Below are 26,660 nucleotides of genomic sequence, written 5' to 3'. Positions count from 1 at the left end.
GCTCAGCCGGCCTGGGGCGGGAGCCGCAGCTCGATACCGAAGTCGGCCATGACGCCCTGCATCACCGAGATGTCCTTCGGGCCGGGTGGCAGGTCGGCGAGTGCCTGGTAGTAGCGCTCGAGTCCGGCGGGCGACACCACGGAGATGACCCGGGCCTCCTCCGTGGCCGAGTTGCGGAAGGTGTGCACGACGTCGCGGGGCAGGAACAGGTAGTCGCCGTGTTCCAGCACGAAGTCCTGGCCGCCCAGGTGCACGTCCAGCCGCCCGGCGAGGCAGATGAAGGACTCGTCCTCGCGGGTGTGGACGTGCGGCGGCGGGCCGCTCGTCTCCGGGGGGATCGCGTACTCGAACATCGAGTAGGCGTCGCGTGTGGACTTGCCGTCGGTCTTCGTCGTGATCCCGAGCCCGATCGCCGCGATCCGGGTGCCGTCGCGGGACGAGAGCATGTAGCCACCACCAAGGCTCACCGTGGTCTCCTCCGAGGTCGCCGATGTGTGAGGGCTCACAGCGTGGGGTTCGCCGGGCCGCTCTGCCAACCGACCGTCCCGCTGACCGGGACCGAATCTGCGGCTCCGCGGTCCCGTGACCGGAGACGTCAGCGCCGCGTCGAGTACGCCCGCGACGCCGCCGCGGCCGCGAGGCGGACCGCGGGCCCGATCCGGTCGGCCTTCACGAGACCCGAGGGGCCGGTGACCGACAGCGCCGCGACGACGTCGCCGAGCGGGCCGAAGACCGGGGCCGCCACGCAGCTGACCCCGATGTTGCCCTCCTCGCGGTCGACGGCCCAGCCGCGGTCCGGGATCGCGGCCAGCTCGCGCAGCAGCGCCACCGACGTGGTGATCGTCCGCGGGGTGCGGGGAACCAGGCCCGCCTCCACGACCACGGCGACGGCCGCGGCGTCGGAGTAGGCGAGTATCGCCCGCCCCAGACCCGAGCAGTGGGCCGGGATCGTTCCCCCGACCTGCGACAGCATCGGCATGGGCCGGTGCCCGGTGATCTTCTCGACGACCAGCACCTGCGTGCCGTCGAGGACCCCGAGCTGCACGGTGGTCTTCGTCGCGGTGTGCAGATCCTGCAGGAACGGCAGCACCGACTCCCGCAGCTCGTGGCGGATCGGAGCCAGTCCGGAGAGCTCGAAGAGCCGGTTGCCGATGCGGTAGCGGTCCTTGGGCTTGTCCAGCCAGCCGAGCCGGATCATCCGGTCGGCGGTACGGTGCGTCGTCGACCGCGGCATCCCGCACCGCGTCACGAGCGCGGCGAGTGTCAGCTCGCGATGGGTGGCGTCGAAGGCGCCGAGTATCGCGGCGGCCCGGTCGAGCCCGCCCATCCCGGCGTCCGGGCGTTCCGAACTCGCGTCCCGCTCAGGGGGACTCATCGTTGGCTGTCGCCCGTCACGGGATCAGGCTAGTGGACGAACGGAACCGACTGAGGGAGACGATCCGATGGCCGAGTCCGGTCCGGAGTTCAGCATGGCCGGGTTCCTCGGCGCGATCTCCGACACGGTGCGGCCCGGCACGGCACGGCCCATCGTGGTGCGGGCCGCCGAGCTGGAGAGGCTGCCGGCGGGCCAGGTGCACAACCCGACCACGCTCTCGATCGCCGGGAAGCTGCCGACCGCGACCTTCGAGATCTTCCGCCAGACCATCCCGCCCGGTGCGACCTCCGACATGCAGCGCCACCACCACGAGACGGTGCACTTCGTCATCTCCGGTACGGGCCACAGCGAGGTCGAGGACGACACGGGCACCTGGGCGGCGGGCGACTTCGTCTACACCCCGCCCTGGACGTGGCACCGGCACTACAACGACTCGACGGAGCACCCCGTCGAGTTCCTGACCATCGAGAACTCGCGCCTGCTCGGGCTGCTCGGCGTCGGACGGCGCCAGAGCGCCGGGCTCGCGACCGTCGCGGAGGCCCGCGCACGGTTCGAGGAGGAGACGACATGACGCTTCCGGAGCACATCAGCATCTGGGGCGAGCTGGCGAACGTCGACCACGAGGTGCGCCACGTCGACGTCGGTGGCGTCCGCACGCGGGTGCTGCAGGCCGGGTCCGGGCCCGATCTCGTGCTGCTGCACGGCACGGGAGGGCATCTGGAGGCCTACGCGCGCGACATCGCGGGGTTGGCCGCCGACTTCCGCGTCACGGCCTATGACATGGTCGGGCACGGCTGGTCGGACCTGCCGGACCGCCCGTACACGATCGACGTGCTGTCGGACCACCTGCTCGGCACGCTCGACGCGCTCGGCATCGACGCGCCGCACCTCTCGGGAGAGTCGCTCGGCGGTTGGGTGGTGGCCTGGACCGCGGCCCACCGTCCCGACCGGGTCGGCAGGCTCGTGCTGAACACCCCGGGAAACATCGCGAACAAGCCCGAGGTGATGGCGCGGATGCGCGACAGCACCATGGCCGCGGTGCAGGACCCCAGCGACGCCACGGTCCGCAGGCGGGTGGAGTTCCTGTTCCACCACAAGGAGCTGGTCACCGACGAGCTGGTGAACCTGCGCCGCGCGGTCTACAGCCGACCCGGCTTCGTGCAGGCGATCACGAACACGCTGGTGCTGCAGGACCCGTTGGTGCGCAAGGACTTCGCGTGGGACCCGGCGTGGGTCGGCAAGGTGGTGGCCCCGACGCTGTTGCTGTGGACCGAACACGACCCGACGGGCGGTCTCGACGAGGCCGACATGCTCCTGGAGTGGCTGCCCGACGCGCGCCTGCACGTCATCGCGGACGCCGGTCACTGGCCGCAGTGGGAGAAGGTCGAGGAGTACCTGCGCGCGCACCGCGAATTCCTGCTGCCGGAGAAGGACCCGACATGACCCGCATCGTCGGATTCGTGGGGATGTCGCACTCCCCCTTCGCGACGTTGACGCCGCCCCGGGCCGCGTCCGATCCGGGCGGCCGGTTCGTCGCCGACACCGCGCGGGTCGCCGCGGCCGTCGACCGGCTCGCGCCCGACGCCGTCGTGGTCGTCGGGCCGGATCACTTCCACGCCAACTTCTACGACGTGATGCCGCCGTTCGTGCTGGGGATCGAGGAGGCTGTCGGTTTCGGCGACTTCGGGTCGCGGTCGGGTCCGCTGCCCGTCGCCGCCGGCCTGGCCTGGGAGATCCGGGACGGCCTCGCCGCCGCCGGGTTCGACCTGTCACTGTCGTACTCGCTGACCGTCGACCACGGCGTCGTGCAGAGCTACGAGATGGCAACCGGTCGGGCCGACATCCCGATGGTGCCGCTGGTGGTCAACACGGCCGCACCACCGCTGCCGGACATGCGGCGCTGCGTCGAGCTGGGCCGCTCGCTCGGAGCGGCGATCCGCTCCTCCGCGTTCGGTGGCCGCGTGCTCGTCGTCGCCAGTGGCGGGCTCTCGCACTGGCTGCCCTCCAACGACCCCCGCGACCCGGCGGTGGTCGGGCCGCGGCGGGAGTCGGTGATCCACGGGCGCCGGGACGTGCGCGCCGTCGCCGCGGTGCGCGAGCCGCGGGTGCGGGCGATGGGCGGCAACCCCGATGCCCGCGTCAACGTCGCGTGGGACGGCTGGTTCCTCGACCGGCTCCGTGCCGGCGACCTCGCCGCGGTCGCGGAGCTGGGCGACAAGGCGCTCGAGGAGCACGCCGGCAGCGGCGGGCACGAGATCAGGGCGTGGCTGATCGGGCAGGCCGCCGTCGGGGAGCCGCTGGTCTGGACCAGCTACGAGCCGGTCCCACAATGGATCACCGGCATGGGCGTGGGCACGACCTTCGACCTGGACTGACGTCGCGCGCCCGAGGCGACGGCGCGCTCCTGGATTCTGCAACACATCGCCACCCACCACGCCATCACCGGCCACCTCGTCGACATCGACGGCGACAGCGCGCGGATCCACGCGCACGTCCGCGCCGAGCACTGGCTGCCCGCGGAGCCCGTCACCGGTGGGCCCGACCGCTGGCTGGTCGTCGGCCTCTACGACGACGAGGCCGTCCGCACGGCCGACGGCTGGCGCTTCACCCGCGTGCACCTCACCGCGGCCCACCAGGAGAACCCGCACCTGGCGGGCATCGCGATGGCCGGCTCCGGAGATCGCCGCACGGTTGGCAGCGCCTGCCGCCGACCGGATGCGCGAGATCATCGAGGCCGCACTGGTGGCGTTCACGGACGCCACCCTGCAGCTGATGTTCCGGCCGGGCTCCGGCCCGGCGGGTGCCCCGGCACCGCACAACCCGTTCCACGCCATCGTGGTCGAGGCGGAGAACGCCGTCCGGGACGGCATCGCCCGCGAGGAGTTCCGCGACGTCGACGCCGTGCGCCTCGAGAACGCCGCGGACGTCAGTGCGCCGGCGCGACCTGTTCCAGCGCGGCATCGAGATCGGCGATCAGGTCGTCGGGCTCCTCGAGCCCGACCGACAGGCGCAGGTGGCCGTAGCGGCGGAACGGCGACGGCCAGCGTGCCGCGCGGGCGCCCTCGGCGCCGACGTGCACGATGAGCGACTCGTCGTGGCCGACCGACACCGCCGAGGTGATGACGCGCAGGGCCGCGACGAACCTGTTCTGGAGGTCGGCGTCACCCTCGAGGGCGAAGGCCAGCACGCCGCCGTACCCCTGCCCGTCGAAGAGCCGGGTGGCCAGCGCGTGCTGGGGGTGCGTCGCGAGGCCGGGGTAGGCGACGTAGGCGACCGCCGGGTGGGCGGCGAGGAACGCGGCAACCCGCGCGGCGGAGGCGAAGTGCTGGCGCAGTCGCAGCGGCAGGGTGATGGCACCGCGGCCGATCAGCCAGGCGTTGAACGGGGAGACGACCCCGCCCACGTCGATCATGGCGTCGGCCCGGATGCGGTCGAGCAGCGCCTTCTCGCCGAGCACCGCGCCGCCCATGGCGTCGCCGTGGCCGTTGATGAACTTGGTGAGGGAGTGCACGACGAGGTCGGCCCCGTGTTCGAGCGGGCGCAGCAGCGGCGGCGGGGTGAAGGTGGAGTCGACACTGAGCAGGGCCCCGGCACCGTGGGCGATCCCTGCGAGCGCAGCGACGTCGCAGACCCGGGTGGTGGGGTTGGCGATCACCTCGGTGTGCACCAGCCTGGTGTTCGGCCGCATCGCCGCGCGCACCGCATCGACGTCGCTGGTGTCGACGAAGGTGGCCTGCACGGCGTACCGGGCAGGGAGGATCTCGGCGAACAGGCGCCACACGGCCTCGTAGGTGACGTCGGAGACCACGGCGTGTTCGCCGGTGCGCAGCAGCGTGAAGAACACCGCGTGCAGCGCCGCCACGCCCGACGCGAGCACGAGCGCATCCTCGGCGCGTTCCAGAGCCGCGAGCTTGCGTTGCAGGGCGAGCTGGTTGGCACCGGAGTTGCGGGTGTAGAGCGGAACGTCGAACCCCGACCAGCTCAGCGCCGACGGGTCGGCGGGCAGCGCGTAGGAGTTGGCCATCACCAGCGGCGTCCGGATCGCACCCGTTCCCGGATCGACGGCGTTGCCGGCATGCACGGCTCGGGTGGCGAGCCCGAGCGTGTCGGGCAGGTCCTTGTCCGGTCTCATTCACAGCTCCGATGTCGGTGCGGCGTCGCGAGGCTGTTTTGTATCATCGTTCCGTAACGTCTGTCCAAACCGACGGCGCGGTGTTAGCGTCGCGCCGTGCCGAGGTTGAAGCAACGCACCGACACCCTCCGGGAGCGTGGGGTGGCCAGCGCGCTCGCGGTACTCGCCGAGGAGGGCGCGGCAGCGCTGACCACGCGGACGGTCGCCCGCCGGGCCGAGGCGTCGGTACCGGCGATCTACGAGGTCTTCGGGGACAAGGCAGGCCTCATTCGGGAGGTCTTCTTCCATGGTTTCCGGATGCTCGGCGACGAGCTTGCGGTGCTGCCCCCGACCACGGACCCGGCCGAGGCCCTCCGCCGGCTCGCGCACGCGTTCCGCGGGTTCGTCGTGTCCCATCCGGTGCTGGCCGAGGTCATGTTCTCCCGACCGTTCGCCGACTTCGACCCCACCGCCGACGACGACAGGGCCGGCATCAAGGTGCGCAAGATCTTCGTCCAGCACACGCAGGCGGCCGTGGACGCCGGCGTGTTCGCCGCAGACCCCACCGACACCGCCCACGTCCTGTTCGCGTTCGTCACCGGCATGGCCGCCGCCGAGGCCGCGCACCGGCTCGGGTCGTCGCCGCAGTCGGTGGACCGCCGCTGGCGGCTCGGACTCGACGCGCTGCTCCACGGTCTCGCCCGGGAGGGCGCGCCGCAGGGACTCCCCCACGATCCGCCGGGAACGGCCCCGTAGTGGGCGGCCGGTGGCAGGCCCCGACGCCACCTGGGGTCGGAGCCCGGCAGCAGATCGCGAAGCTGCTGCCGGAGCGGCGACGTGGGCCAACCTCGCGTTCCTCGCGAACGGGGCGACCGCGGTCGCGTACCTCTGCTACGCCCGCGGCCTGAGCAGGGTCGGCCCCGGCACCGCCACGATCACCATGTTCGCCGTGCCCGTCTTCGGGACGCTGGCATCGGTCCTGCTGATCGGCGAGTCCTTCGACACGATCCAGATCATCGCAGCGGCGGTCATGGTCGTCGGCGCGTTGCTCGCCGTCGGCCGCGCCCCACCGCAGTCCAGCAGCCCGAGAGGACCCGATGACCAGCCCCGAGACAGAGCCGCCGCCCGTCCCCTTCCACCCGATCAGCCGACGCAGCGGGTTCCTCGACCTGATCGGCCCGCTGTACGTCGACGGCACCGACCCCCGATCGCCCGTCTACGGCCTAAGGATCGAGGAGAAGCACGCCAACAGCCGCGGCGGCGTCCACGGCGGGGTGCTCACCACCCTGGCTGACCTCGCACTCGGCTACGGGGCCATGGCCGCGCACGGGACGGTGCTGAACCTGCTCACCGCCAGCCTCACCGTCGACTACACCGGCACCGCGCGGGTCGGGGACTGGATCGAGGCGCGAACCACCCTCAAGCGGATGGGCTCACGGCTCGCCTTCGCCGGTTGCGAGATCACCAACGCCGCTCGGCCCGTCGCCTCCTGCAGTGGGGTCTTCAGCGTCCCGCCCGATGTCGGCGCAGGTGGGCCGAGCGGACGCTAGCCAATCCCTACCTCGCCCAGCTGCGCGTCGGCGCGGTCGAGGGCCGCCGCGACCGCGCCAACCCATTCGCCACGGCGCCGATGTCGGGACGTTGGCGCGGTGGCCACGACGTTGGCGCGGTCGAGGGCCGAGGTGACCGCGCCAACCCATTCGCCACGGCGCCGATGTCGGGACGTTGGCGCGGTGGCCACGACGTTGGCGCGGTCGAGAGCCGCCGCGACCGCGCCAACCCATTCGCCACGGCGCCGATGTCGGGACGTTGGCGCGGTGGCCACGACGTTGGCGCGGTCGAGGCCGAGGTGACCGCGCCAACCCATTCGCCACGGCGCCGATGTCCGGACGTTGGCGTCAGGACGTTGGCGCGGTGGCCACGAGGTCGCCATCGACGTGCTCGAGGCCGACCGGGCGGTCGAGCCAGACCCGGTCGCGCAGCTCGATGCCGTCGATGCGGATGCCCGGCGGGTATCCGGTGGTAGGGGTGAACGCATCGCGCTCGACCGAGCACATCCGGAAGCCGAGCCGCTGGTAGAAGCGCAGGTTCCCGATGTCGGCAGCGGCAGTGGACACCACCAGCGTCCGGCACCGCTCCGCAGCCAGCAGTGCGAGTGCGGCCTCGACCAGGCGGCGGCCGACCCCCTGGCCCTGGAGCTCCTCGGACACGGCCATGTTCTTCAGCTCAGCGCGCTCGGGGTCCTCGATCCCGCTCCGGTCGGGCGATACAGCGTCGACCAGCTGCAGGTGGCCGAGCACCTCCCCCGTAGGAGCGGTCGCCACCAGCACCCGGCCGAGGTGCAGGTAGGAGTCCAGCACCGGCACCGAGTCCTCGGCCAGCGTGAACAGTGGGCGCAACGCCTCCCGCAGGCCGTCGTGGACCGCGATGCGGATCCGGTCACCGCGATCCTGGGCGAGCGGGTTCCCCGCGGCGGTGTGGTTCATCTCGTGCTCCTGTCGGGAATCGGGTTCGGGTTCGTGCGTGACCGCCACTACGACGCTGTGGGCCACGATGCCCTCCTGCGGAGCCAGGTCCCCTGCGACCAACCGCAGCAGCGTGGTCTTGCCCGCGCCGTTCGGCCCGACCAGCGCCGCGACCCACCCCCATCGCGTCCACCCCCGGTGGTCAGGACCACCGTCGGTCGGTGGCTGGATGGCACCACTCTGAACGTTCGGAACTAACCTGTCAAAGCGTTATGGTGGTCACACCCGTTGGGCAGGGGCTCTCCCCGACCGACGGTCCACGCAGGCGCTGCGGTCAGCGCTCCTGCTGCGCCCGCTCCCGAAACGTGCGGTTCTTCGCGCGGTTTCCACAACCGGCCATGTCACACCAGCGGCGCGAACGGTTGCGGGAGGTGTCCAGGAAGGCCCAGCGGCAGTCCGGCGACGCGCAGACCTTCAGCCGCGACCACCCGTCACCGGCCCGGATCGCCAGGTAGGCGGTGGCCAGCGCGGCGATGGCGTGCCCGGCGGCGTCCGGGTGCCCCGACCCGGCCAGGCCCGGCGGCCGGCGCTCGTCACCGAGTTCGACCAGCATGGGGCTCGCCCGCAGGACGTCCCCGGCACGTGCGAGCACTCCGGCATCCGGTTCCGGGCCGCCGTCCTTGGCCGCCGCCAGCTGGCGGATGCCCTCCCGCAGGTCACGCAGGTCACCCAGCGCTCCCACAGGTGCGGCACCGGTGGCCGCGCCCTGCTGCCCCAGCCATGTCGCCAACCACGAACCGGCCCGCTCGTCCGCCAGCTGATCGTCGAGATCGGGAAGGTGCATCGAGTTGAGGAAGGCCACCACGCGGTGGGCTTCGGGAGAGGCATCCACCCGACGATCATAGGTCACATGACCGTCCAAATACGTTGACAGGTCACTCCGACCTTCACAGGATGTGACCATCAAACATCGAACAGTGGTCACCCGTGAGGCTGGAACATGAGTACCTCGTCAACACGGCGCGGCGAGCTCGTCGTCGTCGCTTCCGCCATCACCTTCGGCGTGGCCGGGGCGCTCACCGTCGTGGCGCTGCGCACGCTGCGACCAGCGGACATGCTGGCCTTCGAACTGACCGGATCGGCGCTGGTCCTGACGCTCGTCGCCGCGCTCACCGGACGCCTGCACCGCCGGGGCGCGTTGCGGGCGCTCGCCCAGGGCGTTGTCTCCCCAGGACTCGGTTTCCTGCTCGCCGATCTCGGCCTCGCCCGCACGAGCGCCACCGACGGCTCGTTGCTGCTGGGCGGGGAATCCGTGCTGACCGTGCTGCTCGCCGTCGTGCTGCTGCGAGAGCGCATCGGCCGCACCGGGTCATGGGCGCTCGTGCTGGGACTGGGTGGGACGGCACTGGTCTCGCTCGGGGCCGGATCGGAGCCCTCGACCGCGAGCGATCCCGTGGTGGGGAACCTGCTGGTGATCGCGGCGGTGCTCTGCGGTGCCGCCTACGTGGTGTGGTCGCGCCGGTCGGCCCAGCCCGCCGAGGAGAGCGTCGGCATCACCGCGTGGCAGTTCATCGGGGCGACGATCGCAGTCAGCCCGTTCGTGCTCGGGTCGTGGCTGACCGGCGGCAGCCGGTTCGTCGACGCCCGCCCCGAGGAGCTGCTGGCCGCGGCGGCCGTGCTGGTCTGCAGCCTCGTCGGGCTGCTGCTGTTCAACCTGGGCATCGCCGCGATCACGGCGTCGCGGGCCGGTCTGCTGTTCACCCTGCAGCCGGTCGCCGGCACGCTCACGGCCGTGCTCGTGCTCGGCGAGACGCTCGGAGGGGCCGAGGCCGTCGGTGGCGCGCTGATCGTGGTGGGCGTCATCGTGCTCACCCGGGCCGGACGTGACGACGACGCTGGGGGCTCACCGATACCGGCGCCGAAGAGCACCGCCATCGTCAACTGACGGCTGCCCGTAGGACAGCGCAACCAGGTTGGCCTGCGTGATCTGCCGGCCCAGCAGCTCACCGGCGAGCCGGCCCTCACGCAGGACCACCACCCGATCACAGAGCCCTGGTAGCTCCTCGTTGTCCGAGGATGCGACGAGGACCCCCGCTCCCTGCTCGGCGAGCTCGCGCAACTGGAGGCGGATGGACTCCTTCGCCTGGACGTCGATACCCGCCGTCGGTTCATCGAAGACGAACACCCGCGACCCGGTGAGGATCCACTTCGCGATCAGCACCTTCTGCTGGTTGCCACCCGACAGGACGCGCATCGGGTGCCGCAGGCGCGACACCACACCATCGACGCGCCCGACCACCGCCGCGACCGCCCGTGTCTCGGCACGGACGCGGCGGAGGACACGGGCCCAGCTGAACCGGGCAGCCGAAGCGATGCCGACGTTCTCCCCGACGGAGAGGTTCTGGAAGCCGCCCTGGATCCGGCGGTCCTCCGGCAGGAACGAGATCCCGGCGGCGATGGCTGCCGGCATGCTCGGCCTGCGGACGTGCTGCTCGTGCCAGTGGAGCTCGCCGCGTTCTGCGCGGTCGACACCCACGAGCATCCGCAGGAGTTCCGTGCGGCCCGAGCCGACGAGTCCCGCCAGCCCGACGACCTCACCCGCGTGCAGCCGGAGATCCACGTCGTGCACGCGTCCTCTACCCAACCCGGCACACCGGATCAGCGCCGGCCCGCCCGCCACCCGGGGTCCCGGCACGTGCCTCGTGGGGGCCGCCGCCGTGCGTCGCGCCGGTTCGACGTCGCTCATCAACGCGATGAGGTCGCGCACCTCGATCCCGTCCATCGAACCGGTGTGGGTCGCCCTCCCGTCGCGAAGGACGACCAGCTGCTGGCAGAACGCCGTCACCTCGTTGAGGCGGTGCGACACGTAGAGGATCCCGACGTTGCGCTCCTGCAACCCCCGGATGGCCACGGCGATCCGGTCAACCTCCCGCGGAGAGAGCGCCGCGGTGGGTTCGTCCATGATGAGGAAGCGGCAGTTCCGCGACGTCGCCTTCGCGATCATCATCAGCCTCATCTCGGCTGGCGAGAGCGTGTCCACCATGGCCCGCACGTCGACGTCGAGCCCGGATCCGACGGCGATCTCGGCAGCGGCGGAATCGAGCTTCGCCCGGTCGAAGAGCCCCGCGGTACGGGGATAGCGGCCCAGCAGCAGGTTCTCCGCGATCGAGAGCCCCGGCGCCGCCACCAGCTCCTGCGGGATGAGCTGGACGCCGAACCGGGCCGCGTCGCGTGGCGAGGCGAAACCGAGTGTCCGCCCGCCGGACTCGAGCCCTCCGGTGTCGCTGCGCGTGCGTCCGGACAGGATGCCGATCAACGTCGACTTCCCGGCGCCGTTAGGACCGACGAGCGCGGTGACCGTGCCGGCACGGATCTCGATCGAAACGTCGTGCAGCGCGTGGACCCCTCCGAAACTCTTGGAGACCCCCCGCGCACTCAGGGTGTCGTCCGGGCGCGCCGTTGCAGGGGCGGTCATCGGGCCATCCGCCGACCGAGTTGCGACGCCAGCACGGCCAACGCGAGCACGAGACCCTGGATGATGTTCGCGACGGCGGGTGAGTAGTTCAGCTGCACGATCCCGTTCTGCAGCGCGGCCAGGAACAGCACGCCGACCGCGGTGCCCACGACGTGGAAGCTGCCGGGGCGCAGGATCGTCGAGCCGAGGAAGCACGCCGCGTACGCCGGCAGCAGCAGGCCGATCGCCGCGTTCGGGTAGTAGGACTGGGCCTGCGCGGCGAGCAGTAGGCCGGCGAGCGCACACCCGCAGCCCACGAGGCTGAACGCTGCGGCCCGCACCAGCTCGACCCGGATCCCCGACAGCTTCGCGGCCTCGTAGCTCGCCCCGACGGCGGCGACCTGGCGGCCCCACACCGTGCGGTCCTGCACCAGCCACAGCAGCGCGATCGCGATCACCTCGACGACGATCGGGACCGGAACCGCGGCGAGGTGCGCCGTCGCCATGTCGGTGAACTCGAGCGGGATCCCTCGCGAGATCTGCTCGTTGCCCGACACCTGGATCTCCAGACCGAGCAGGATCGTGCCGGCGGCGAGCGTCACGACGAAGGCCGAGACCCCGGTGTAGGCCACCAGCAGTCCCAGCACGGTGCCGATGACCACCGCGGCCAGCAGCGTCAGGCCCACCGCCGCGACGCTCGACAGCCCGGCCTTGGCGACCATGACCACGGCGAACGCGCTGTAGAACTGCGTCTGGTAGCCGATCGACAGATCGAAGTCACCGACCCGCAGCGGCACCGTGAGCACCACCGCCATCAGCATGAGCGGTGCTGCCAGCGTCAGCAGGCCCGCGAGGTTCGACCACGTCGGGTAGGTGTCAGGCTTGGCGATCGAGAAGTACACCAGCACGAGCACGCAGGCCGCGAGCGTGCCGTAGCGCAGCAGCCACGCGCCCGGCCGGCGACGCGCCCGCGGAGCCGTCGCGGACACCGCGGTCGCGTTCGCCACGACCGGTTCACTCGGCGGAGCGGCCATGGTGTGGGCGTCCTTCATCGGGTCGCCACGGTCGGCGGAGCGAGGGGCGCGAGGTGGTAGCCCTCGGCCTTCCAGGCGCTGTAGAGCGTGGCGCCGAGGTCCTCGAACGGGTAGCTCGGCAGGTCCGGCGGCATGGTGTCCCGGGTGACGACGACGTACGGATAGGGGTATTTCGCTGTTTCCGCGGCCGCCGAGAACGGGGCGTTCTTCGTCCAGTGGTGCAGCAGAATGTCCACGGCCTGCCATCCGGTCCACCAGTTCGGCGAATCGATGATCACGCCGTTCGGGCAGGTCTGGAGCGCCTTCACGGTGTCGGGGAAGGTGTACATGGCCAACACCTTGACGCTCGTCTGGCCGCGTTCGTTGAGCAGATTGCAGATGGGCCCGAACTGCGAGTCGATGCTCGAGTACACCGCTGCCGCCTTCGGGTTGGCCGTCAGCTGGTCGCGGACCGAACTGATCGTGTCGGAGACGAGATTGGACACGTCCATCTGGTGGGTGGCGACGGTGGCGAAGCCGTAGTTGTCCATACCGGAGGTGAACGCATCCGCCCGGATCTTCACCCCGAGCAGGCCGTCGAGGCGCTGCGCGACGATCGTGGATCCGGGAGCAAGGCTCTCCTCGAGGTAGTCGGCCGCCATCGCGCCCTGGATCGCGTCGCTCGGGCGCAGGATCGCATCGAAGAAGCCGCCGGGGTCCTGCACGATCCCGGCCACGCCGATGATCGGCGTGCCGCGGTCGTGAAAGGCCTGCAACGACGCCTGGATCGCCGACGGCGGGTTCGCGATGGACACGAACGCGTCGACGTTGCTCTGGACGAACGCCTGCGCCGAGGCAGCTATCAGTGCCGGTTGTCCCTGCCCGTCCTTGACGACGACGTCCCAGCCGAGTGCTGTGGCCGCGCGGACGAGCTCGTCGGTGAGCTGCTTCTGCACATAGGAGGCGCCCACGTACTGCAGCAGACCGATCGTCTTCTTCGGAACGGGTACGGAATCGGGTTGGGCGGGACCCACCGGCACCGCGCTCGCCGCCGCCGGCGCTGCCGCGACCGGTTCACCAGCGGCGTTCCCGCTCGGTCGCGACGTGGTGCAGGCCGCGGCCAGCATCGCGGTAGCGAGTACTGCCGCAATCAGATATCGCCGATGTGGATTTCGCACGAGTTTCTCCATGTCCTAGCCGAGACAGCGTGGATATCCCCCGAAAGCACGACGTTCCGAGCACCCGCACCTGCAATTCGTACATTACGGCGGCGGCGATCCGGTTAGTTGTCACGTATTGGGACAGGCCCGGCGACGATCATTCACGGCGTCTCGACCACCACGTCCAGAAAGGCGGCGAGGGCCTCGAGATTCTGCAACGCACCACGGCTCACAGCCTTGTCGGGATCCATCCCGGCGAGGACCCGCTTCACCGGAATCTCGCACTTCTTCCCGTTCAGGGTGCGCGGGACGGCGTCGACGAGCAGGAACCGGTCGGGGACGTGGCGCGGGGAGAGTTCCGAGCGCAGCGCAGCGCGCAGCCGGCGCTCGATGTCCGGTAGCGCCGTTCCCTCGGTGAGCACCAGGAAGCACAGCAGTGCGCCGTCGACGCGTGCGCCCAGACGCGTGGTGTCGATCACCAGTGAGTCCGCGACCTCGTCGAACCGTTCGATCACGGTGTAGAGGTCGGCGGTTCCCATCCGGACGCCGCCGCGGTTGAGCGTCGCGTCCGAGCGGCCGTGGATCACGAACGAGCCGCGCTGCGTCGCGCTCACCCAGTCCCCGTGCCGCCAGGCCCCCGGATGGTCGGCGAAGTACGCCGCGTGCAGCCGGGAGCCGTCCGGGTCGTTCCAGAACATCACCGGCATCGACGGCATCGGCGCTCTGATGATCAGCTCGCCGACCGCATCGAGCACGTCGTTGCCGTCCTCGTCGCAGCAGTGGACATCCGCGCCCAGTGCCGCCGCGGACAGCTCGCCGAGCCACACAGGCACCGTCGGTGCAGAGCCGAGGAACGCGGTGCAGACGTCCGTGCCGCCCGAGATCGAGCAGATCTGGACGTGGCCGCCGACCGCGTCAGCGATCCACCCGAACCCCTCGGCGGACAGCGGGGAGCCCGTCGATCCGAGCGCGCGCATCCGCGAGAGGTCGTGGGTGTCGCGCGGCCGCATCCCGGCCTGGACGCAGGCCCGGACGAACGACGCCGACACCCCGAACACGGTCACCCGGTGCCGCTCGGCCAACGTCCACAGGGTGCCCAGGTCCGGGTAACCGGGGTTGCCGTCGAACAGCACGACCGTCGAGCCGACGAGCAGCCCGCCGACCACGAGGTTCCACACCATCCAGCCGGTCGTGGTGAACCAGAAGAACCGATCCCCCGGCCCCAGGTCGTGATGCAGGCGCAGGGCCTTGAGGTGCTCGAGCACGATCCCGCCATGGCCGTGGACGATGCCCTTCGGCAGCCCGGTCGTCCCCGACGAGTACAGAATCCACAACGGATGGTCGAAGGCCACCGGCTCGAACGCCAGTGGTGCCGTCCTGGCCGTGAAGTCCGCCCAGCTGACGGTGCCGGCCATCGCCGCGTCGGGGTCGAGGTAGGGCACCAGAACGGTGTGGCGCAGTGTCGGCAGCCGGGTCCGCAGGGCAGCCACGGTCTTGCGGATGTCGAACCCGCGCCCGCCGTAGCAATAGCCGTCGACGGCCAGCAGCACGGTCGGCTCGATCTGCGCGAACCGGTCGTGCACCGCACGCGCCCCGAAGTCCGGTGAGCACGACGACCACACCGCTCCCAGCGAGGCGGTGGCCAGGAACATGACCAACGTCTCCACCGAGTTCGGGGCGAGCGCCACGACCCGGTCGCCCACCTCGACCCCCGCCGCCGACAGGCCCGCTCGGGCTCTCGCGACGAGATCACGCAGCTCGGCATGGGTGACGGTGCGCTCCAGCCCGTCCTCGCGGGTGAACTCCACCGCGACGTCGGCATCCGCCCGTCCCGGACCCGGTGCCAGTGCGTGCTCGGCGTAGTTGAGCGTCGCGCCCGGGAACCAGCCCGCTCCGGGCATCGCACGGGAGGTGAGGACGGCACGGGGCGCGTCGTGGAAGATCACGCCGAGGAACTCCGCTGTCGCCGACCAGAAGCCCTCCAGATCCCGCACCGACCAGGCGTGCAGCTCCGCGTAGTCGAAGACGTCGGCCAGCTCGACGCCCCGATGCTCCCGCAACCACCGGGCGAACGCGACGATCGCGCTCCCCGCAGCCTGGTGCGGGGCAGGAGCCCACAGCGGCTCGACCACCGGCGACTCGGCGGTCACGAAGCGAGCACGGCGCGGGCCACCGACGCCGCGCTGCGGGCCGCGAGCTGCAGCATGGTGGAGTCCGCGTCGACGGCGAGCATGGTGAACCCGGCCTGTTGCCACCGGCCGACCTGTGACGCGCCACCGGCGAAGGCCGCCGCGACGATGCCGTTGGCGGCGCAGGCCTTCGCGATCCGGGCCGCTGCCTCCATCGTCGAGTCGGCGCCGGCACGGTACGGGTCGCCGTCGAGTGACAGCGCGAGGTCCGCCGGGCCGACGAAGATCCCCGTCAGGCCGGGAACCGATGCGATGGCGTCCACCGCGTCGAGCCCGAGCCGGTCCTCGATCATCACGAAGCAACCGGCCTCGTGATCGAGGCCCCCCGGTTCCGGCCGCGTCGGGCGCAGCTTCGCGCGCACGGGGCCCCAGCTGCGCTGACCGGCGGGCGGGTACCGGCATGCCGCAACGGCCGCGAGCGCCGCGTCAGCGGACGACACCTGCGGGACGATGACCCCGCGCGCACCGGCATCGAGGGCGTGCGCGATCTCCGCGTGCGCGTTCGCACCGACCCGGACGTAGCCGGGGCAGCCGGATGCCTCGAGCGCGTGCAGCGCCCCGACCAACCCACCCGCCCGGGTCAGGCCGTGCTGGGTGTCGACGCAGCACCAGTCGAAGCCCGCGGTGCCCATGACCTCGACGGCGTAGCCCGAGTCGATGTGGCACCACCCGCCGATCGTGGTCGGCATGTCCGATGTCTCGCCGCTGTCGGATGTACCCGTGTCAGGCACCGGTCCCGCCCTTTCGTTCGAGGAACGCCGCGCCCGCGAGGGCCACGGCCATAGCTGCGGCCTGGACGAGCAGTTGCATCGCCGGCCCGGCCCCCAGCGTCAGCACGACCTGGCCGAGCTGGGTGAGGAACAGCGCTGCGACGGCGCTGGCGATCACGCTCCCCCGGCCACCCGCCACGCTCGTGCCGCCGATCACCACGGCCATCACGGTCTGGAACAGGTACGGGTTGCCGAGCGTCGGCGAGGGGTTCTGGTTGTAGCCGACGAGCAGCACGGCGGCGAAGGCGAACAGGATCCCGGCCGCCACGTAGGCCCCGACGACGTAGCGGTCGGCGCGCAGTCCCATGGCGCGCGCGGCAGCGGGGTTCGCCCCGACGGCGACGAACCGGCGACCGATCACGGTCCGCCCGGCGATGCCGGCGACGACCAGCACTGCCAACACGGCGATCCACGCGATCGCCGACACCCCGAGCGGGCTCGATGCGGTGGCGCTCTGCAGTGACACCGGAGCGGCGGTCCCGACGCCACGGGTGTAGCTGAACATAGCGCCGATCAGCAGCGCGTTCACGGCCAACGTCGTGATCAACGGCGTGACGTGCACGCGGGTGGTCACCAGGCCGTTGAGCAGGCCCACCGCCGCGCCGACGGCGAGGACGACCACGATCCCGACGAGGACGGGCACGTCGTTGCGGTCGACGAAGACCGTGAAGCCCATCGCCACCAGGCTCACCGTGCCCGGCACGGAGAGGTCGATGCCGCGCTGCTGGATGACCAGGGTCTGCCCCGCAGCCATGATCGCGAGCACGCCCCATGCGGGCAGCATCGCACCGATCGATTGCGCCGTCAGCGACTGCGGCACGAGCACCGCGCAGAGCGCGAACAGCGCCACGGTGGCGATCGCGATCCCAGTGTGCGGGCCCGACCGGAGCCAGGCCCGGCGGTGCACGCACGCCGCGCTCACGGCCGGCACGACGGTCACCGGGCACCCCGGCTCACGACGTGCCGGCTCGCGGCATAGACGGCGACCGCGAGCAGTGTCATCCCACCAGGCAGGTAGGACGCCCACGCGGGATCGAGCCCGAGGAACGGCACCGCGGCGACGGCCTGGGTGACCAGCAGCGATCCTGCGACCGTCGCGACGAAGGACCCGCGACCACCGAAGATGCTCGCCCCACCGATCACCGCGGCCGACACGCTCATCAGCGTGTACTCCGACCCCGAGGTCGGGTCACCGGACCCGACCTGCGCCATCAGCAGCACCGCGGCGAGCGCGGTCAGCAGGCTGCAGGCCAGGAACGCGACCAGCCGCAACCGGCGCGGGCTCAGCCCGTTGAGGCCTGCCGTGGCAGGGTCGGAGCCCACGGCGCGCACGGCGACCCCGAGCCGGTGGCGATGCGCGATGACCTGCAGCGCGACGGCGACACCGAGCAGCAGCAGGAACCCGAACGGCACGATCCCGATCGCCCCACCGATCACGTCGGTGATCTGCCGGTCGAACAGCCCACCCGGTTCCGGGCGCAGGACGAGCGACAGTGCCTGCAACGCGATGAACGTGATCAGGGTGGCCACGATCGAGTTCATCCGCACCACGTCGACCAGCAGCCAGTTGACGAGTCCCACCGCGACCGGGACCAGCACCACGAGCACCCACCCCAGCACGCGGTTGCCCGCGCTGGACTCCGCGGTCAGGAGGAACGACCCGACCACGACCACGGCGCCCATCAACGGCCCCACCGACAGGTCGACCACGCCGACCATCAGCGCGACGGTCTGCCCGAGCGCGACGAGCCCGAGGACGGCCACCAGCGCCAGCGTCCCGGACAGGTTCGCCGGGGCGAGGTAGAAGGGGCTCAGCGCCGCGGTGACCAGGCCCAGAAGGACCACTGCCAGCGCGACCATGACCAGCGGGGCGGCGTCGCCCGCAAGCCACCGGACCAGCCGCGGCGTGGAGCGGGTGCTCACGGCCTCCCGTTGCGTCGTCGCCGTGAGGGCAGCCTCGGTGATGCGTGCTTCGCTGACGTCCGCGCCTGCCAGCTCGGCGACGACGTGTCCGCGGGAGAAGATCAGCACGCGATCGCACAGGCCCGCCAGCTCGATGCCATCGGAGGACACGACCACGACTCCCATGCCGCGTTCGTCGGCACCGGCCCGCAGCACGTCGTAGATCTCGGACTTGGCCCCGACGTCGACACCCTGCGTCGGCTCGTCGACCAGCAGTACCCGTGGATCCCGGCGCAGCACCCCCGCCAGCAGCGCCTTCTGCTGGTTGCCGCCCGACAGCGACGTCAGCGGCGTCTCGATGCCCGGGGTGCGGACCCCGAGCTCGTCGACAGCGGAGAGGGCGAAGTCGCGCTCCCGGCCCGGGCGCACGACACCGACCGTGGACAGCAGCGAGAGGCTGCGCAATCCGATCGTCTCGCGCACCGACAGCCCCGGGAAGACACCCTCCCGGTGGCGGTCCCCGCTCAGGTAGGCGAGCGAGCCGGCTCGCTCGGCGACCTCGACACCATCGACGCGGACCGTGCCCGTCCGGGACGCGACGCCCGCCAGGCTCCGCAGTGCCTCGCGCTGCCCGTTGCCCTCGATGCCGGCGAACCCGACGATCTCTCCACGACCGACCTCGAACGACAGGCCCGTGAACCCGGCACCGGACAGCCGGCGAGCCACCAGTGCGGGCATGAGGTCGGTTCCGACCACCGGGTGCTTCTGCGGGAACACCGCGTCGAGCCGGCGGCCGACGATGAGATCGACGATGCCGGACTCATCGAGTTCGTCCGCGGCGAAGGTGCCCCGTTGGGTGCCGTCTCGCAGCACGGTGATCCGGTCGGCGATCCGCTTGACCTCGCGGATGCGATGCGAGATGTAGACGACGCAACCGCCTGCCGCGATCCGCTCCCTGATGGCCTGGAAGAGCCGCTCGACGTCCACACCCGCCAGGTGCTCGGTCGGCTCGTCGAGGACGAGCACGGCCGGCTCCTGTGCCAGCGCTCGCACGATGTCCACGATGAACCGCTGTTCGGCTCCCAGCTCCTCGACCCGCGCGTCCGGATCGATCCTCACCTCGGGACTCCACGCCCGCAGCCGGTCCGTGCACCACCGGCGCAGTCCCCCGATCGCGGGCCGGTGCGCCGCCGGCATCGCGAGGTACATGTTCTCGGCGACCGTCAGGTCCGGCAGCAGCGCCGGCTCCTGGCGCACGATCGCGATGCCAAGGGCCTTGGCCGCGTGGGTCGAGCCCGCCCGGACCGGAGTACCGCCCAGTGTGACCGTCCCCGAATCCGGTACGAGTGCGCCCGACGCGACCGCCATCAGGGTCGACTTGCCGGCACCGTTCTCCCCGACGATCCCGTGCACCTCCCCCACCCGGACATCGAGGTCGACGGCGTCGAGTGCCACCACGCCGGGGAAGGTCTTGGTGACCTGGTCCAGCAGCAGGACGACGCCCTGATCGCCGCCCGGGTGATCGCTGCCCCGGTGATCGCTGCCCCCGGCACGTTCCACGACGGCGCGCAGGGTGGTCACCTCAGCCACCGGCCAGCACCGCCTTCAGCCGGTCGACGGGCAGCGCGGAGGAGAGGTCCGCGTCGGGTGAGACGCCCGGGTCGCAGGTCGGGGTGGTGCCGGCCGCCGTGTCGGCGTAGACGAACAGCTCGTAGGGCACCGGTTCCGGGCTCGGCCTGCCCTCCATGGCCGCGAGGCCGATGCGCAGCGACGCGGCGGAGAGCCGGGTCGTTCCGTCCTGTCCGAGCCAGCGGATCTTGTGCTGTGCCACCTGGCAGACGAACGCCTGCGAGGACCCGACGTTGAGGAACGCCGGCATCGGCGCCTTCGCGTCGAGGATCGCCTGCACCGCACCGACGTCGGAGGCGCCGTAGTCGCTCACGAAGGCCGCGTATTCCCCGTTCTGGGCGAGCAGACCCGCCACTGCCCGACGCTTCTGCCCCGCGTCCCAGTTGGTGGGGACCCACGTGTCCGGCACGAGCTGCATACCGGGAGCGAGCCGGGCGAGCGCGCTCTTGAAGCCGTCGAAGGTCTTCTGCGTCGACGGGGCGCCCGGCTGGCCGCCGAGGAAGGCGACCTTGCCCGTCTTGACGTTCGCAGCGAGCCACGCCGCCTGCCTGTCCCCGATCGCCGCGGTGTCCCAGACCAGCGACTCGGCGTAGTCGACACCCCGCTGCCCCTCGACCTCGTTGATCGTGGAGACGACGGTGACCCCGGCCTGCATGGCCTTGCGCATCGACGGCAGCTGGGACGGCCCGAAGTCGGGGCTGATGACCATGACCTTGGCGCCCTGGGCCACCGCGGCGTTGGTCGCGGCGATGGCACCCTGCTGGCCGGAGGTGCCGTTGTACCAGGACTCCTGCAGCGTCGGGCACTTCGCGGCCTCGGCCGCGAACTCTGCGTGAGAGATCGCCGACCACACCTGCCCGCCCGCCGACTTGACGTACATGACCTTCGTCGGCGCGGCCGGGCAGAAGGGGGTGATGTCGCCCGCCGCGGTGGCCGCCGCGAGGCCCGACCCGACGGCGGCCGGACCGCTCGCCGTGGGCGGGGCAGGTGCGCAGGCAGCCACGGCGAGGGCGGTGACCGCCGCGGTGAGGGTCGCCAGGTGCTTTCGGTAGGTGCTGGGGGCAGCAGCCATCGTCGCCCCTCCGTCTCGGGGTTTCAGGGTGTGGGTGGGGGTTGGGTGAGGCGGTCAGGCCCGGCGCAGCGGGCGGAAGAACTCCTGGACGTCCTCGACGAGGGCTTCGGGTTCTTCAGCGGGTGCGAAGTGCCCGCCGGACTTCATGTACGTCAGCCGCCGTAGGTCGTAGTAGCGCTGCATCCAGACCCGCGGCATGACCACCAGCTCGTTCGGGAAGACCGCGACACCCGTCGGGGCGGTGACGACGGGTGTCGCGTCGTGAGAGGGCCGCCAGAGATCGTGCGCGGCCTCCCAGTAGAAGCGCGCCGTGCCGACGAACCCGCCGACCCAGTACAGCATCGTCAGGGTGATCAGGTCGTCCCTGGAGAAGCGTTCCTCCACGTCGCCGGTGTTGTCACTCCACCAGCGCCGTCGATCCACCAGCCAGGCCAGTAGTGCCACCGGCGAGTCGTGCATGGCGTAGGCCAGGTTCTGCGGATCGGTGCTCTGCACGGCGATGTGGCTGGTGGCGTGTTCCATCCGCGCCCGCGTGTGGTGAAACCAGTGCCGCTCGTCCTCGGCGTAGTCCGCAGCAGCGGGCAGCTGCGCCTCGAAGAAGTCCAGCGGCAGCGACAGGCTCAGATGGGCGCCGACGAGGTGCTGCGGGTACTTGTGACCGAGCTGGGAGGTGACCAGCTGGCCCCAGTCCCCGCCCTGTGCACCGAACCGGTCGTAGCCCAGCTCATCGCGCATGAGCCGGACCCACAGATCGGCGGTCCGGTGGAAGTTGATCCCGGTGCGCCGCAGGGGTGTCGAGAAGGCGAACCCGGGCAGCGACGGGACCACGACGTCGAACGCGTCGGCCGGGTCGCCCCCGTACGCGGCGGGATCGGTGAGTGGCCGGATGACCTTCTCGAAGTCCCAGAACGACCACGGCCAGCCGTGGGTGAGGACCAGCGGGACGGGCGCCGGGCCGACGCCTCGCTCGTGGATGAAGTGGATCGGGACGTCCCCACCGGGGTCGTCGAGCACGGTGCGGAAATGCGCGTAGGAGTTCATGCGCTCCTCCTGGGCCCGCCAGTCGTACCCGGTGCGCCAGTACTCGACGAGCTCCTCGAGGTAGGCGCGGTTGGCGCCGTAGCGCCAGTCCGCATTGCCGACGTCGTCGGGCCAGCGGATGTGGGACAGGCGGTGCTGCAGGTCCGCCAGCACGTCATCGGTGACGTGGACGGTGAACGGCTCGGGTGCCATGGCTCCTACTTCGCCAGCGCGCCGCCGTCGACCGGCAGTGTCGTGCCGGTGACGTAGCGCGCCTCGTCCGAGCAGATCCAGCGCACGGCGGCGCTGATGTCGGCGGGTTCCACCCACCCGATGTCGAGCAGGTGCATGGTCTTCGCGACCGCCCGCCACTCCTCGCGGTCGGGGTCGTCCAGGTGCGGTGCGAAGAGCTTCTTGATCACCGGGTTCATGAACATCTGGGTGTCCACGTTGGTCGGCGACACGACGTTCGCGCGGATGCCGTGCGGCGCCAGCTCGATCGCCATGACGCGCATGAGCCCGATCAGGCCGAACTTGGTGGAGCAGTAGTGGGCCATGTTCGCCCAGCCCTTACCACCGGAGATGGATCCCGTCAGGACCATCGCCCCGCCGTAGCCGGCCTCGATCATGGCCGGCGCCGCGGCCTTGACCGTGTGGAACAGCCCGGTGAGGTTGACGTCGATCGTCTCCCGCCAGCTCTGCTCACCGAGCTCCCAGAACGGTCGCAGGTCACCCGGGGTGATCCCGGCGTTGCCCACCACCACGTCCAGCCGGCCGAAGGTCTCGACGCCCGCGGCGACGGTGGCGCGAACGGCGTCGTAGTCGCGCACGTCGCCCTTGAGCGCGATGATCTTGCCTCCCACGTCCTCGACCAGGCGGATCGTCTCGTCGAGGTCGGTCCGGGTCGCGGCGGGCTGGTTGGAGGAGGCGATGTCCTCCAGGATGTCGAGACCGACGACGTGCGCTCCCTCGCGGGCGAAGTCGACCGCGTGCTGGCGTCCCTGGCCGCGGCCGATCCCGGTGATCAGCACGACCTTGCCGTCGAAGCGGCGCGTGCGGACCTCGGTCATCAGATCTCCGCCGGGGTGCCGTTGTAGCCGGGCAGGATCAGATGTCCGGCGTCGACGGGCAGGGCGACGCCCGTGACGTCGGCCGCCTCGTCGGACACGAGCCACAGCACGGCGTTGCTGATCGACTGCGGATCCAGCAGCTTGCGACCGCGTAGCGCGGTCCAGTGCTTCGTGGCGTCCATCAGGTCGCCTGCGCCCGCGCCGGGCCACAACAGCCGGTCGTAGAGGCCCTGCCAGTCCACGATGCGCGTGTTCGTCGCACCGGGACACACGCAGTTCGCGCGGATCCCGTAGCCACCCAGCTCGATCGCCACGTTCTTCATCAGGCTGAACACGCCCGCCTTGGAAGCGTTGTAGTGCGCGTAGCCGGCCTGGGTCTCGAAGGCGTTGATCGAGGCGGTCATGACGATCGCCCCGCGCTGCCGGGAGATCATGTGCGGAGCGACCGCCTTGCAGGCCCGCCACACCCCGGACAGGTTGACGTCGAGCATCTCGGTCCAGCGCTGCTCGCTCATCTCCCAGAACGGATCGATGGACAGCACACCGTGGTTGGCGACCAGGATGTCGACCTGTCCTAGTTCGGCGATGCCGGCGGCGACGGCGCCGTCGAGGTCCTGCTGCGACCGGGCGTCTCCCTCCACCGCGAGGATCCGGCGCCCGAGTGCCTCGACACCCGCGACGGTCTCCTTCAGGTCGGCACCACTGGCGGTCTCGTACTCGAGGCTCGCGATCGTGTCCGGAACGTCGAACGCGATGATGTCGGCGCCCTCGCGGGCCAACGTCAGCGCGTGAGACCGTCCTTGCCCGCGGCCGGCGCCGGTGATGAGGGCGACGCGGCCGTCGAGGCGGCCCATCTCAGATCTCCCACGGCGTGGTGACCTGCAGGACCGCCTCGGTGAGGCTGTCTCCGCGCAGGTGGAAGCCGGACTTGAAGTCGGCGTCGTGCAGCAGCGCGAAGAACGCCTTGGCGTTGGGGTAACGCACGATCCAGACCGCGTCCCAGGCCTGCCCCTCCTCGGCGACCATCACGTGGCCGCCCTTGCCGAGGTAGACGAACTCGACCCCGAACCGCGGACCGTGCACCTTGCAGTGCTTGACGTACCGCTCGTAGGTCTCCTCGCCGCCCTCGGCGAAGCGCAGCAGGTTCATGAGGATGATCGGCTCACCCTCGGGCAAGGTCAGCAGGTGGTCGATCTGTTCCTGCATCGGGTCGATGGCCATGGCGTCGCTCCTTTGTCCGTGTGTTTCCGGGATCAGTTCTCGGCGTAGAGGGCTGCCACTCCGGCCGGGTCCTTGTAGAAGGAGTCGAGATGCACGATCTTCCCGTTCTGCACCGTGTAGAGCTCGGTGACGCGGGTCGGCAGCTTCCGTCCGGTGGCGCGCGACGAGAACGTCAGCGCCATCTTCGTGATCACCACACCGTCGTCGCCGACGACGTAGTCGCACCCGTCGACCGAGGCCTCGAGCCGCGATCCCATGGTGTCGAGCAGCTTCTTGAAACCGTCGGGGCCGTGGTAGCGGCCGGAGAACTGCAGCCCGTCGGCCTCGTCCACCAGCGAGTCGGCCGCAAGGTGACCGAGTGCGCTGTCGATGTCACCCCGTGCGAAGGCATCGACGAATTCCCGCACAACATCTTTCCCGGAAACAGTCATCGTTGTTCTCTCCCGAATCTCGGAATTACCGGTCAACAAGAATCTAGGCAGCATCCGAACGGTGGAGTTGTCCCAAGCGCGGACACCACCGACGCGTTACTTGCTGATCGCGCCGGCGTCGACGTACATCGTCGAGGCGGTGATGAAGCGCCCCTCGTCCGACGCCAGGAAGGCGATCATGTTCGACACGTCGCGGGCATCGACCCACGACGTCGGCAGCATGTGCAGCGTCGCGGTCGCCTCGCCGAACTGCTCCCGGCTCACGTTGCCGTCGAGGTCGGGACGGAACAGGTTGTAGTGCGCCGGGTTGTGCAGCATGTCGGTGTCGCACTCGGTGGGGTGCACCGTGTTGACCCGGATGCCCCGCGGCCCGAGCTCGTTGGCGAGCGTGCGCATCAGCCCGACGACGCCGTGCTTGGCGGCGACGTAGTGCCCGGCGTTGGCGAAGCCCTTGAACCCGGCGACCGAGCTGGTCAAGGTGATCGAGGCGCCGTCACGGACGTGCGGCATGGCCGCCTTCACGGTGTGCCAGACGCCCGTGAGGCAGATGTCGATCATGTCGTGCCAGGTCTGCTCCGGCATCTCCGCCATCGTCCCGAACGAGACGATGCCCGCGTTGGCCAGCACGATGTCGATACCGCCCCCGAGCTCGGCAGCACCCTCGGCCGCGGCGGCCGCCAGCGCGTCGAAGTCGCGGACGTCGGCATGCCTCGTCACGATCCGCCGGTCGAGCCCGGCGATCAGCTTCGCCGTCTGGTCCAGGTCGGCGGCCGTCGCCAGCCCGTACGGCACCGACGCGACGTCGGCACAGGCGTCGACCGCGATGATGTCGGCGCCCTCCTCGGCGAGCCGGATCGCGTGGCTGCGGCCCTGACCGCGCGCGGCACCGGTGATGAAGGCGACCTTGCCCTCGAGCTTCCCCATGGCGCTCCTGCCTTCCCGGCCGGACTCACGCCGGCCTCAGGGCACGGACGGTAGGAGCGATCGGTAGGGCGCGGGTTGTCCCAGATTGGGACGCCGCAGGTCAGCGCGTCAGGATGCCGCCTCGAACGTGGCCACCAGACGGTCGGTGACGCCCCGGATGTGGGAGTCGACCGCGCTGCGCAGCACCGCCGTGTCCCCGGCCTCGACGGCCGACATGATCACCAGGTGCTCCTCGAGCGAGGCCTCGGTGTGTCCCTGGAACTGGCCGGCGTAGGCGATGATCCGCCGGATGTTGCCGCGCAGCCGGTGCAGGTGCCCGATCAGCAGCCGGTTACCGCAATGGGCCACATAGAGATCGTGGAAGTCGAAGTCTCCGTCGTTGAAGGGCCCGAGGTTGCCCTTCCGGATCTCCGCTGCCTGCATGGTGAGCCGGTCGCGCATCGCGCCGACCTCGCCGGGAGGAATGGCATCGGCGGTCTCGGCCGCCGCGGTCTCCAGTGCCCTACGGACGCCGTAGACGTCGCGCACCAGCTCGACCCCGAGCGGCGGCACGCTGAACCCGCGCGGCCCCGACGGCTCGAGCAGCTTCTCGTCCTGCAGTCGCCGGATGGCCTCGCGCAACGGGGAGCGGCTGATCGAGAATCGCCTGGCCAGGTCGTTCTCGCTCAACGGCGCCGCAGGTGCCAGGTCACCCGCGACGATCCACTCGCGGAGCGTCTCGTAGGCCTGCTCGGCGAGCGACGGCGCGCGCTTGGGGGCGCGCTCGCTGATCCCCATCGAGTCCCAGCGCGGCTCGGACACCGACATCGCAGCTCCTCGGACGTGTTGAGTGGCCGGCGCCACGACCCACCCCG

General features: G+C 70.9%; 26 protein-coding genes and 3 pseudogenes. 8 read left to right on the top strand and 21 right to left on the bottom strand.

What is annotated here, in order from left to right; all coding sequences use genetic code 11:
• Nucleotides 1–2 precede the first annotated feature (2 nt).
• Together ACFPFQ_RS32275 and ACFPFQ_RS32270 are read right to left on the bottom strand one after the other, a co-directional pair.
• Nucleotides 3–467 carry a cupin domain-containing protein gene (locus ACFPFQ_RS32275; RefSeq protein WP_379625661.1) on the bottom strand — a complete coding sequence of 155 codons (465 nt, stop codon included), beginning with the start codon at nucleotides 465–467 and terminating at the stop codon, nucleotides 3–5.
• Between the two features lie 128 nt (nucleotides 468–595).
• Entirely contained in the window at nucleotides 596–1,375 is a 780-nt protein-coding gene (locus tag ACFPFQ_RS32270) for an IclR family transcriptional regulator (protein ID WP_379625659.1), read from the bottom strand.
• 67 nt (nucleotides 1,376–1,442) lie between these two features.
• Between ACFPFQ_RS32270 and ACFPFQ_RS32265 the strand changes: the two genes are divergently transcribed.
• The 4 genes and pseudogenes from ACFPFQ_RS32265 to ACFPFQ_RS32250 all read left to right on the top strand — a co-directional run.
• Complete coding sequence (locus ACFPFQ_RS32265; protein ID WP_379625657.1) at nucleotides 1,443–1,946, top strand: cupin domain-containing protein; 504 nt, start codon at nucleotides 1,443–1,445, stop codon at nucleotides 1,944–1,946.
• On the top strand, nucleotides 1,943–2,818 hold the full coding sequence (locus tag ACFPFQ_RS32260; RefSeq protein WP_379625655.1) for an alpha/beta fold hydrolase: 876 nt from the start codon (nucleotides 1,943–1,945) through the stop codon (nucleotides 2,816–2,818). Before ACFPFQ_RS32265 ends, ACFPFQ_RS32260 begins: the two co-directional genes overlap by 4 nt.
• Nucleotides 2,815–3,750 carry a 2,3-dihydroxyphenylpropionate 1,2-dioxygenase gene (locus ACFPFQ_RS32255; protein WP_379625653.1) on the top strand — a complete coding sequence of 312 codons (936 nt, stop codon included), beginning with the start codon at nucleotides 2,815–2,817 and terminating at the stop codon, nucleotides 3,748–3,750. Before ACFPFQ_RS32260 ends, ACFPFQ_RS32255 begins: the two co-directional genes overlap by 4 nt.
• Before the next feature lie 30 nt (nucleotides 3,751–3,780).
• Nucleotides 3,781–4,398, top strand: a pseudogene (locus ACFPFQ_RS32250) (nuclear transport factor 2 family protein); the annotation flags it as partial.
• On the opposite strand, the gene ACFPFQ_RS32245 reads toward ACFPFQ_RS32250, so the two are convergent.
• Nucleotides 4,302–5,507 carry a trans-sulfuration enzyme family protein gene (locus tag ACFPFQ_RS32245; RefSeq protein ID WP_379625651.1) on the bottom strand — a complete coding sequence of 402 codons (1,206 nt, stop codon included), beginning with the start codon at nucleotides 5,505–5,507 and terminating at the stop codon, nucleotides 4,302–4,304. The pseudogene ACFPFQ_RS32250 and the gene ACFPFQ_RS32245 sit on opposite strands and share 97 nt — an antisense overlap.
• Nucleotides 5,508–5,603: 96 nt before the next feature.
• Here ACFPFQ_RS32245 and ACFPFQ_RS32240 point away from each other — a divergent pair, with 96 nt between their 5' ends.
• The 3 genes and pseudogenes from ACFPFQ_RS32240 (at nucleotide 5,604) to ACFPFQ_RS32230 (ending at nucleotide 7,036) form a co-directional block, all read left to right on the top strand.
• Nucleotides 5,604–6,242 (top strand): TetR/AcrR family transcriptional regulator, encoded by a 639-nt coding sequence (locus ACFPFQ_RS32240; protein WP_379625649.1) that lies wholly within the window; start codon nucleotides 5,604–5,606, stop codon nucleotides 6,240–6,242.
• 10 nt (nucleotides 6,243–6,252) lie between these two features.
• A pseudogene (locus tag ACFPFQ_RS32235) lies at nucleotides 6,253–6,480 on the top strand (EamA family transporter); the annotation flags it as partial.
• Between the two features lie 103 nt (nucleotides 6,481–6,583).
• Nucleotides 6,584–7,036 (top strand): PaaI family thioesterase, encoded by a 453-nt coding sequence (locus tag ACFPFQ_RS32230; RefSeq protein WP_379625647.1) that lies wholly within the window; start codon nucleotides 6,584–6,586, stop codon nucleotides 7,034–7,036.
• Between the two features lie 348 nt (nucleotides 7,037–7,384).
• Here ACFPFQ_RS32230 and ACFPFQ_RS32225 read toward each other — a convergent pair whose 3' ends face one another.
• The 3 genes and pseudogenes from ACFPFQ_RS32225 to ACFPFQ_RS32215 all read right to left on the bottom strand — a co-directional run bounded on the left by ACFPFQ_RS32225 (nucleotide 7,385) and on the right by ACFPFQ_RS32215 (nucleotide 8,843).
• Nucleotides 7,385–7,972, bottom strand: a complete 588-nt coding sequence (locus ACFPFQ_RS32225; protein ID WP_379625645.1) for a GNAT family N-acetyltransferase — start codon at nucleotides 7,970–7,972, stop codon at nucleotides 7,385–7,387.
• Between the two features lie 66 nt (nucleotides 7,973–8,038).
• A pseudogene (locus tag ACFPFQ_RS32220) lies at nucleotides 8,039–8,182 on the bottom strand (ATP-binding cassette domain-containing protein); the annotation flags it as partial.
• A 103-nt stretch (nucleotides 8,183–8,285) separates the two neighbouring features.
• Nucleotides 8,286–8,843 carry a CGNR zinc finger domain-containing protein gene (locus ACFPFQ_RS32215; protein ID WP_379625643.1) on the bottom strand — a complete coding sequence of 186 codons (558 nt, stop codon included), beginning with the start codon at nucleotides 8,841–8,843 and terminating at the stop codon, nucleotides 8,286–8,288.
• 108 nt (nucleotides 8,844–8,951) lie between these two features.
• On the opposite strand from ACFPFQ_RS32215, the gene ACFPFQ_RS32210 reads away from it, so the two are divergent.
• Nucleotides 8,952–9,896, top strand: coding sequence for a DMT family transporter (locus ACFPFQ_RS32210; RefSeq protein ID WP_379625641.1), 945 nt, complete (start codon nucleotides 8,952–8,954; stop codon nucleotides 9,894–9,896).
• Here the strand turns inward: ACFPFQ_RS32210 and ACFPFQ_RS32205 are convergent.
• From ACFPFQ_RS32205 to ACFPFQ_RS32135, 15 genes are all read right to left on the bottom strand, one after another.
• Nucleotides 9,855–11,426, bottom strand: a complete 1,572-nt coding sequence (locus ACFPFQ_RS32205; RefSeq protein ID WP_379625639.1) for a sugar ABC transporter ATP-binding protein — start codon at nucleotides 11,424–11,426, stop codon at nucleotides 9,855–9,857. The genes ACFPFQ_RS32210 and ACFPFQ_RS32205 overlap by 42 nt on opposite strands.
• Nucleotides 11,423–12,439, bottom strand: coding sequence for an ABC transporter permease (locus tag ACFPFQ_RS32200; RefSeq protein WP_379625637.1), 1,017 nt, complete (start codon nucleotides 12,437–12,439; stop codon nucleotides 11,423–11,425). The genes ACFPFQ_RS32205 and ACFPFQ_RS32200 overlap by 4 nt, the downstream gene beginning before the upstream one ends.
• Before the next feature lie 14 nt (nucleotides 12,440–12,453).
• A complete protein-coding gene (locus ACFPFQ_RS32195) occupies nucleotides 12,454–13,545 on the bottom strand; it encodes a sugar ABC transporter substrate-binding protein (protein ID WP_379625635.1) in 1,092 nt (363 codons plus the stop codon).
• Nucleotides 13,546–13,739: 194 nt separating this feature from the next.
• A complete protein-coding gene (locus ACFPFQ_RS32190) occupies nucleotides 13,740–15,728 on the bottom strand; it encodes an acetoacetate--CoA ligase (protein WP_379625633.1) in 1,989 nt (662 codons plus the stop codon).
• Entirely contained in the window at nucleotides 15,725–16,456 is a 732-nt protein-coding gene (locus tag ACFPFQ_RS32185; protein ID WP_379625631.1) for an HpcH/HpaI aldolase family protein, read from the bottom strand. Before ACFPFQ_RS32185 ends, ACFPFQ_RS32190 begins: the two co-directional genes overlap by 4 nt.
• A 34-nt stretch (nucleotides 16,457–16,490) precedes the next feature.
• Complete coding sequence (locus ACFPFQ_RS32180) at nucleotides 16,491–17,477, bottom strand: ABC transporter permease (protein ID WP_379625629.1); 987 nt, start codon at nucleotides 17,475–17,477, stop codon at nucleotides 16,491–16,493.
• The gene (locus tag ACFPFQ_RS32175; RefSeq protein WP_379625627.1) at nucleotides 17,474–20,029 is read right to left on the bottom strand and encodes an ATP-binding cassette domain-containing protein; all 2,556 of its coding nucleotides are present in this window, start codon (nucleotides 20,027–20,029) and stop codon (nucleotides 17,474–17,476) included. The genes ACFPFQ_RS32180 and ACFPFQ_RS32175 overlap by 4 nt, the downstream gene beginning before the upstream one ends.
• A complete protein-coding gene (locus ACFPFQ_RS32170; protein ID WP_379625625.1) occupies nucleotides 20,022–21,140 on the bottom strand; it encodes a substrate-binding domain-containing protein in 1,119 nt (372 codons plus the stop codon). The genes ACFPFQ_RS32175 and ACFPFQ_RS32170 overlap by 8 nt, the downstream gene beginning before the upstream one ends.
• Before the next feature lie 54 nt (nucleotides 21,141–21,194).
• Nucleotides 21,195–22,373 carry an epoxide hydrolase family protein gene (locus ACFPFQ_RS32165; RefSeq protein ID WP_379625623.1) on the bottom strand — a complete coding sequence of 393 codons (1,179 nt, stop codon included), beginning with the start codon at nucleotides 22,371–22,373 and terminating at the stop codon, nucleotides 21,195–21,197.
• A gap of 5 nt (nucleotides 22,374–22,378) precedes the next feature.
• The gene (locus ACFPFQ_RS32160; protein WP_379625622.1) at nucleotides 22,379–23,230 is read right to left on the bottom strand and encodes a mycofactocin-coupled SDR family oxidoreductase; all 852 of its coding nucleotides are present in this window, start codon (nucleotides 23,228–23,230) and stop codon (nucleotides 22,379–22,381) included.
• Nucleotides 23,230–24,084 carry a mycofactocin-coupled SDR family oxidoreductase gene (locus ACFPFQ_RS32155; RefSeq protein ID WP_379625620.1) on the bottom strand — a complete coding sequence of 285 codons (855 nt, stop codon included), beginning with the start codon at nucleotides 24,082–24,084 and terminating at the stop codon, nucleotides 23,230–23,232. The genes ACFPFQ_RS32160 and ACFPFQ_RS32155 overlap by 1 nt, the downstream gene beginning before the upstream one ends.
• A gap of 1 nt (nucleotide 24,085) precedes the next feature.
• Nucleotides 24,086–24,451: a hypothetical protein gene (locus ACFPFQ_RS32150; protein ID WP_379625618.1), complete on the bottom strand. Its 366-nt coding sequence runs from the start codon at nucleotides 24,449–24,451 to the stop codon at nucleotides 24,086–24,088.
• 32 nt (nucleotides 24,452–24,483) lie between these two features.
• Nucleotides 24,484–24,882, bottom strand: a complete 399-nt coding sequence (locus ACFPFQ_RS32145) for a nuclear transport factor 2 family protein (RefSeq protein WP_379625616.1) — start codon at nucleotides 24,880–24,882, stop codon at nucleotides 24,484–24,486.
• 96 nt (nucleotides 24,883–24,978) lie between these two features.
• Complete coding sequence (locus ACFPFQ_RS32140; protein WP_379625615.1) at nucleotides 24,979–25,806, bottom strand: mycofactocin-coupled SDR family oxidoreductase; 828 nt, start codon at nucleotides 25,804–25,806, stop codon at nucleotides 24,979–24,981.
• 108 nt (nucleotides 25,807–25,914) lie between these two features.
• The gene (locus ACFPFQ_RS32135; protein WP_379625614.1) at nucleotides 25,915–26,613 is read right to left on the bottom strand and encodes a GntR family transcriptional regulator; all 699 of its coding nucleotides are present in this window, start codon (nucleotides 26,611–26,613) and stop codon (nucleotides 25,915–25,917) included.
• Nucleotides 26,614–26,660: the final 47 nt, after the last annotated feature.

The organism is Pseudonocardia sp. GCM10023141 (assembly GCF_042653605.1).
This window is presented reverse-complemented; position numbering and strand designations above follow the sequence as displayed.

Coding starts and splice junctions, on each gene's coding strand:
- ACFPFQ_RS32270 (WP_379625659.1), bottom strand. CDS start 1,375: ATGAGTCCCCCTGAGCGGGACGCGAGTTCGGAACGCCCGGACGCCGGG.
- ACFPFQ_RS32265 (WP_379625657.1), top strand. CDS start 1,443: ATGGCCGAGTCCGGTCCGGAGTTCAGCATGGCCGGGTTCCTCGGCGCG.
- ACFPFQ_RS32260 (WP_379625655.1), top strand. CDS start 1,943: ATGACGCTTCCGGAGCACATCAGCATCTGGGGCGAGCTGGCGAACGTC.
- ACFPFQ_RS32255 (WP_379625653.1), top strand. CDS start 2,815: ATGACCCGCATCGTCGGATTCGTGGGGATGTCGCACTCCCCCTTCGCG.
- ACFPFQ_RS32245 (WP_379625651.1), bottom strand. CDS start 5,507: ATGAGACCGGACAAGGACCTGCCCGACACGCTCGGGCTCGCCACCCGA.
- ACFPFQ_RS32230 (WP_379625647.1), top strand. CDS start 6,584: ATGACCAGCCCCGAGACAGAGCCGCCGCCCGTCCCCTTCCACCCGATC.
- ACFPFQ_RS32225 (WP_379625645.1), bottom strand. CDS start 7,972: ATGAACCACACCGCCGCGGGGAACCCGCTCGCCCAGGATCGCGGTGAC.
- ACFPFQ_RS32210 (WP_379625641.1), top strand. CDS start 8,952: ATGAGTACCTCGTCAACACGGCGCGGCGAGCTCGTCGTCGTCGCTTCC.
- ACFPFQ_RS32205 (WP_379625639.1), bottom strand. CDS start 11,426: ATGACCGCCCCTGCAACGGCGCGCCCGGACGACACCCTGAGTGCGCGG.
- ACFPFQ_RS32200 (WP_379625637.1), bottom strand. CDS start 12,439: ATGGCCGCTCCGCCGAGTGAACCGGTCGTGGCGAACGCGACCGCGGTG.
- ACFPFQ_RS32195 (WP_379625635.1), bottom strand. CDS start 13,545: ATGCTGGCCGCGGCCTGCACCACGTCGCGACCGAGCGGGAACGCCGCT.
- ACFPFQ_RS32185 (WP_379625631.1), bottom strand. CDS start 16,456: ATGCCGACCACGATCGGCGGGTGGTGCCACATCGACTCGGGCTACGCC.
- ACFPFQ_RS32170 (WP_379625625.1), bottom strand. CDS start 21,140: ATGGCTGCTGCCCCCAGCACCTACCGAAAGCACCTGGCGACCCTCACC.
- ACFPFQ_RS32165 (WP_379625623.1), bottom strand. CDS start 22,373: ATGGCACCCGAGCCGTTCACCGTCCACGTCACCGATGACGTGCTGGCG.
- ACFPFQ_RS32160 (WP_379625622.1), bottom strand. CDS start 23,230: ATGACCGAGGTCCGCACGCGCCGCTTCGACGGCAAGGTCGTGCTGATC.
- ACFPFQ_RS32155 (WP_379625620.1), bottom strand. CDS start 24,084: ATGGGCCGCCTCGACGGCCGCGTCGCCCTCATCACCGGCGCCGGCCGC.
- ACFPFQ_RS32150 (WP_379625618.1), bottom strand. CDS start 24,451: ATGGCCATCGACCCGATGCAGGAACAGATCGACCACCTGCTGACCTTG.
- ACFPFQ_RS32145 (WP_379625616.1), bottom strand. CDS start 24,882: ATGACTGTTTCCGGGAAAGATGTTGTGCGGGAATTCGTCGATGCCTTC.
- ACFPFQ_RS32140 (WP_379625615.1), bottom strand. CDS start 25,806: ATGGGGAAGCTCGAGGGCAAGGTCGCCTTCATCACCGGTGCCGCGCGC.
- ACFPFQ_RS32135 (WP_379625614.1), bottom strand. CDS start 26,613: ATGTCGGTGTCCGAGCCGCGCTGGGACTCGATGGGGATCAGCGAGCGC.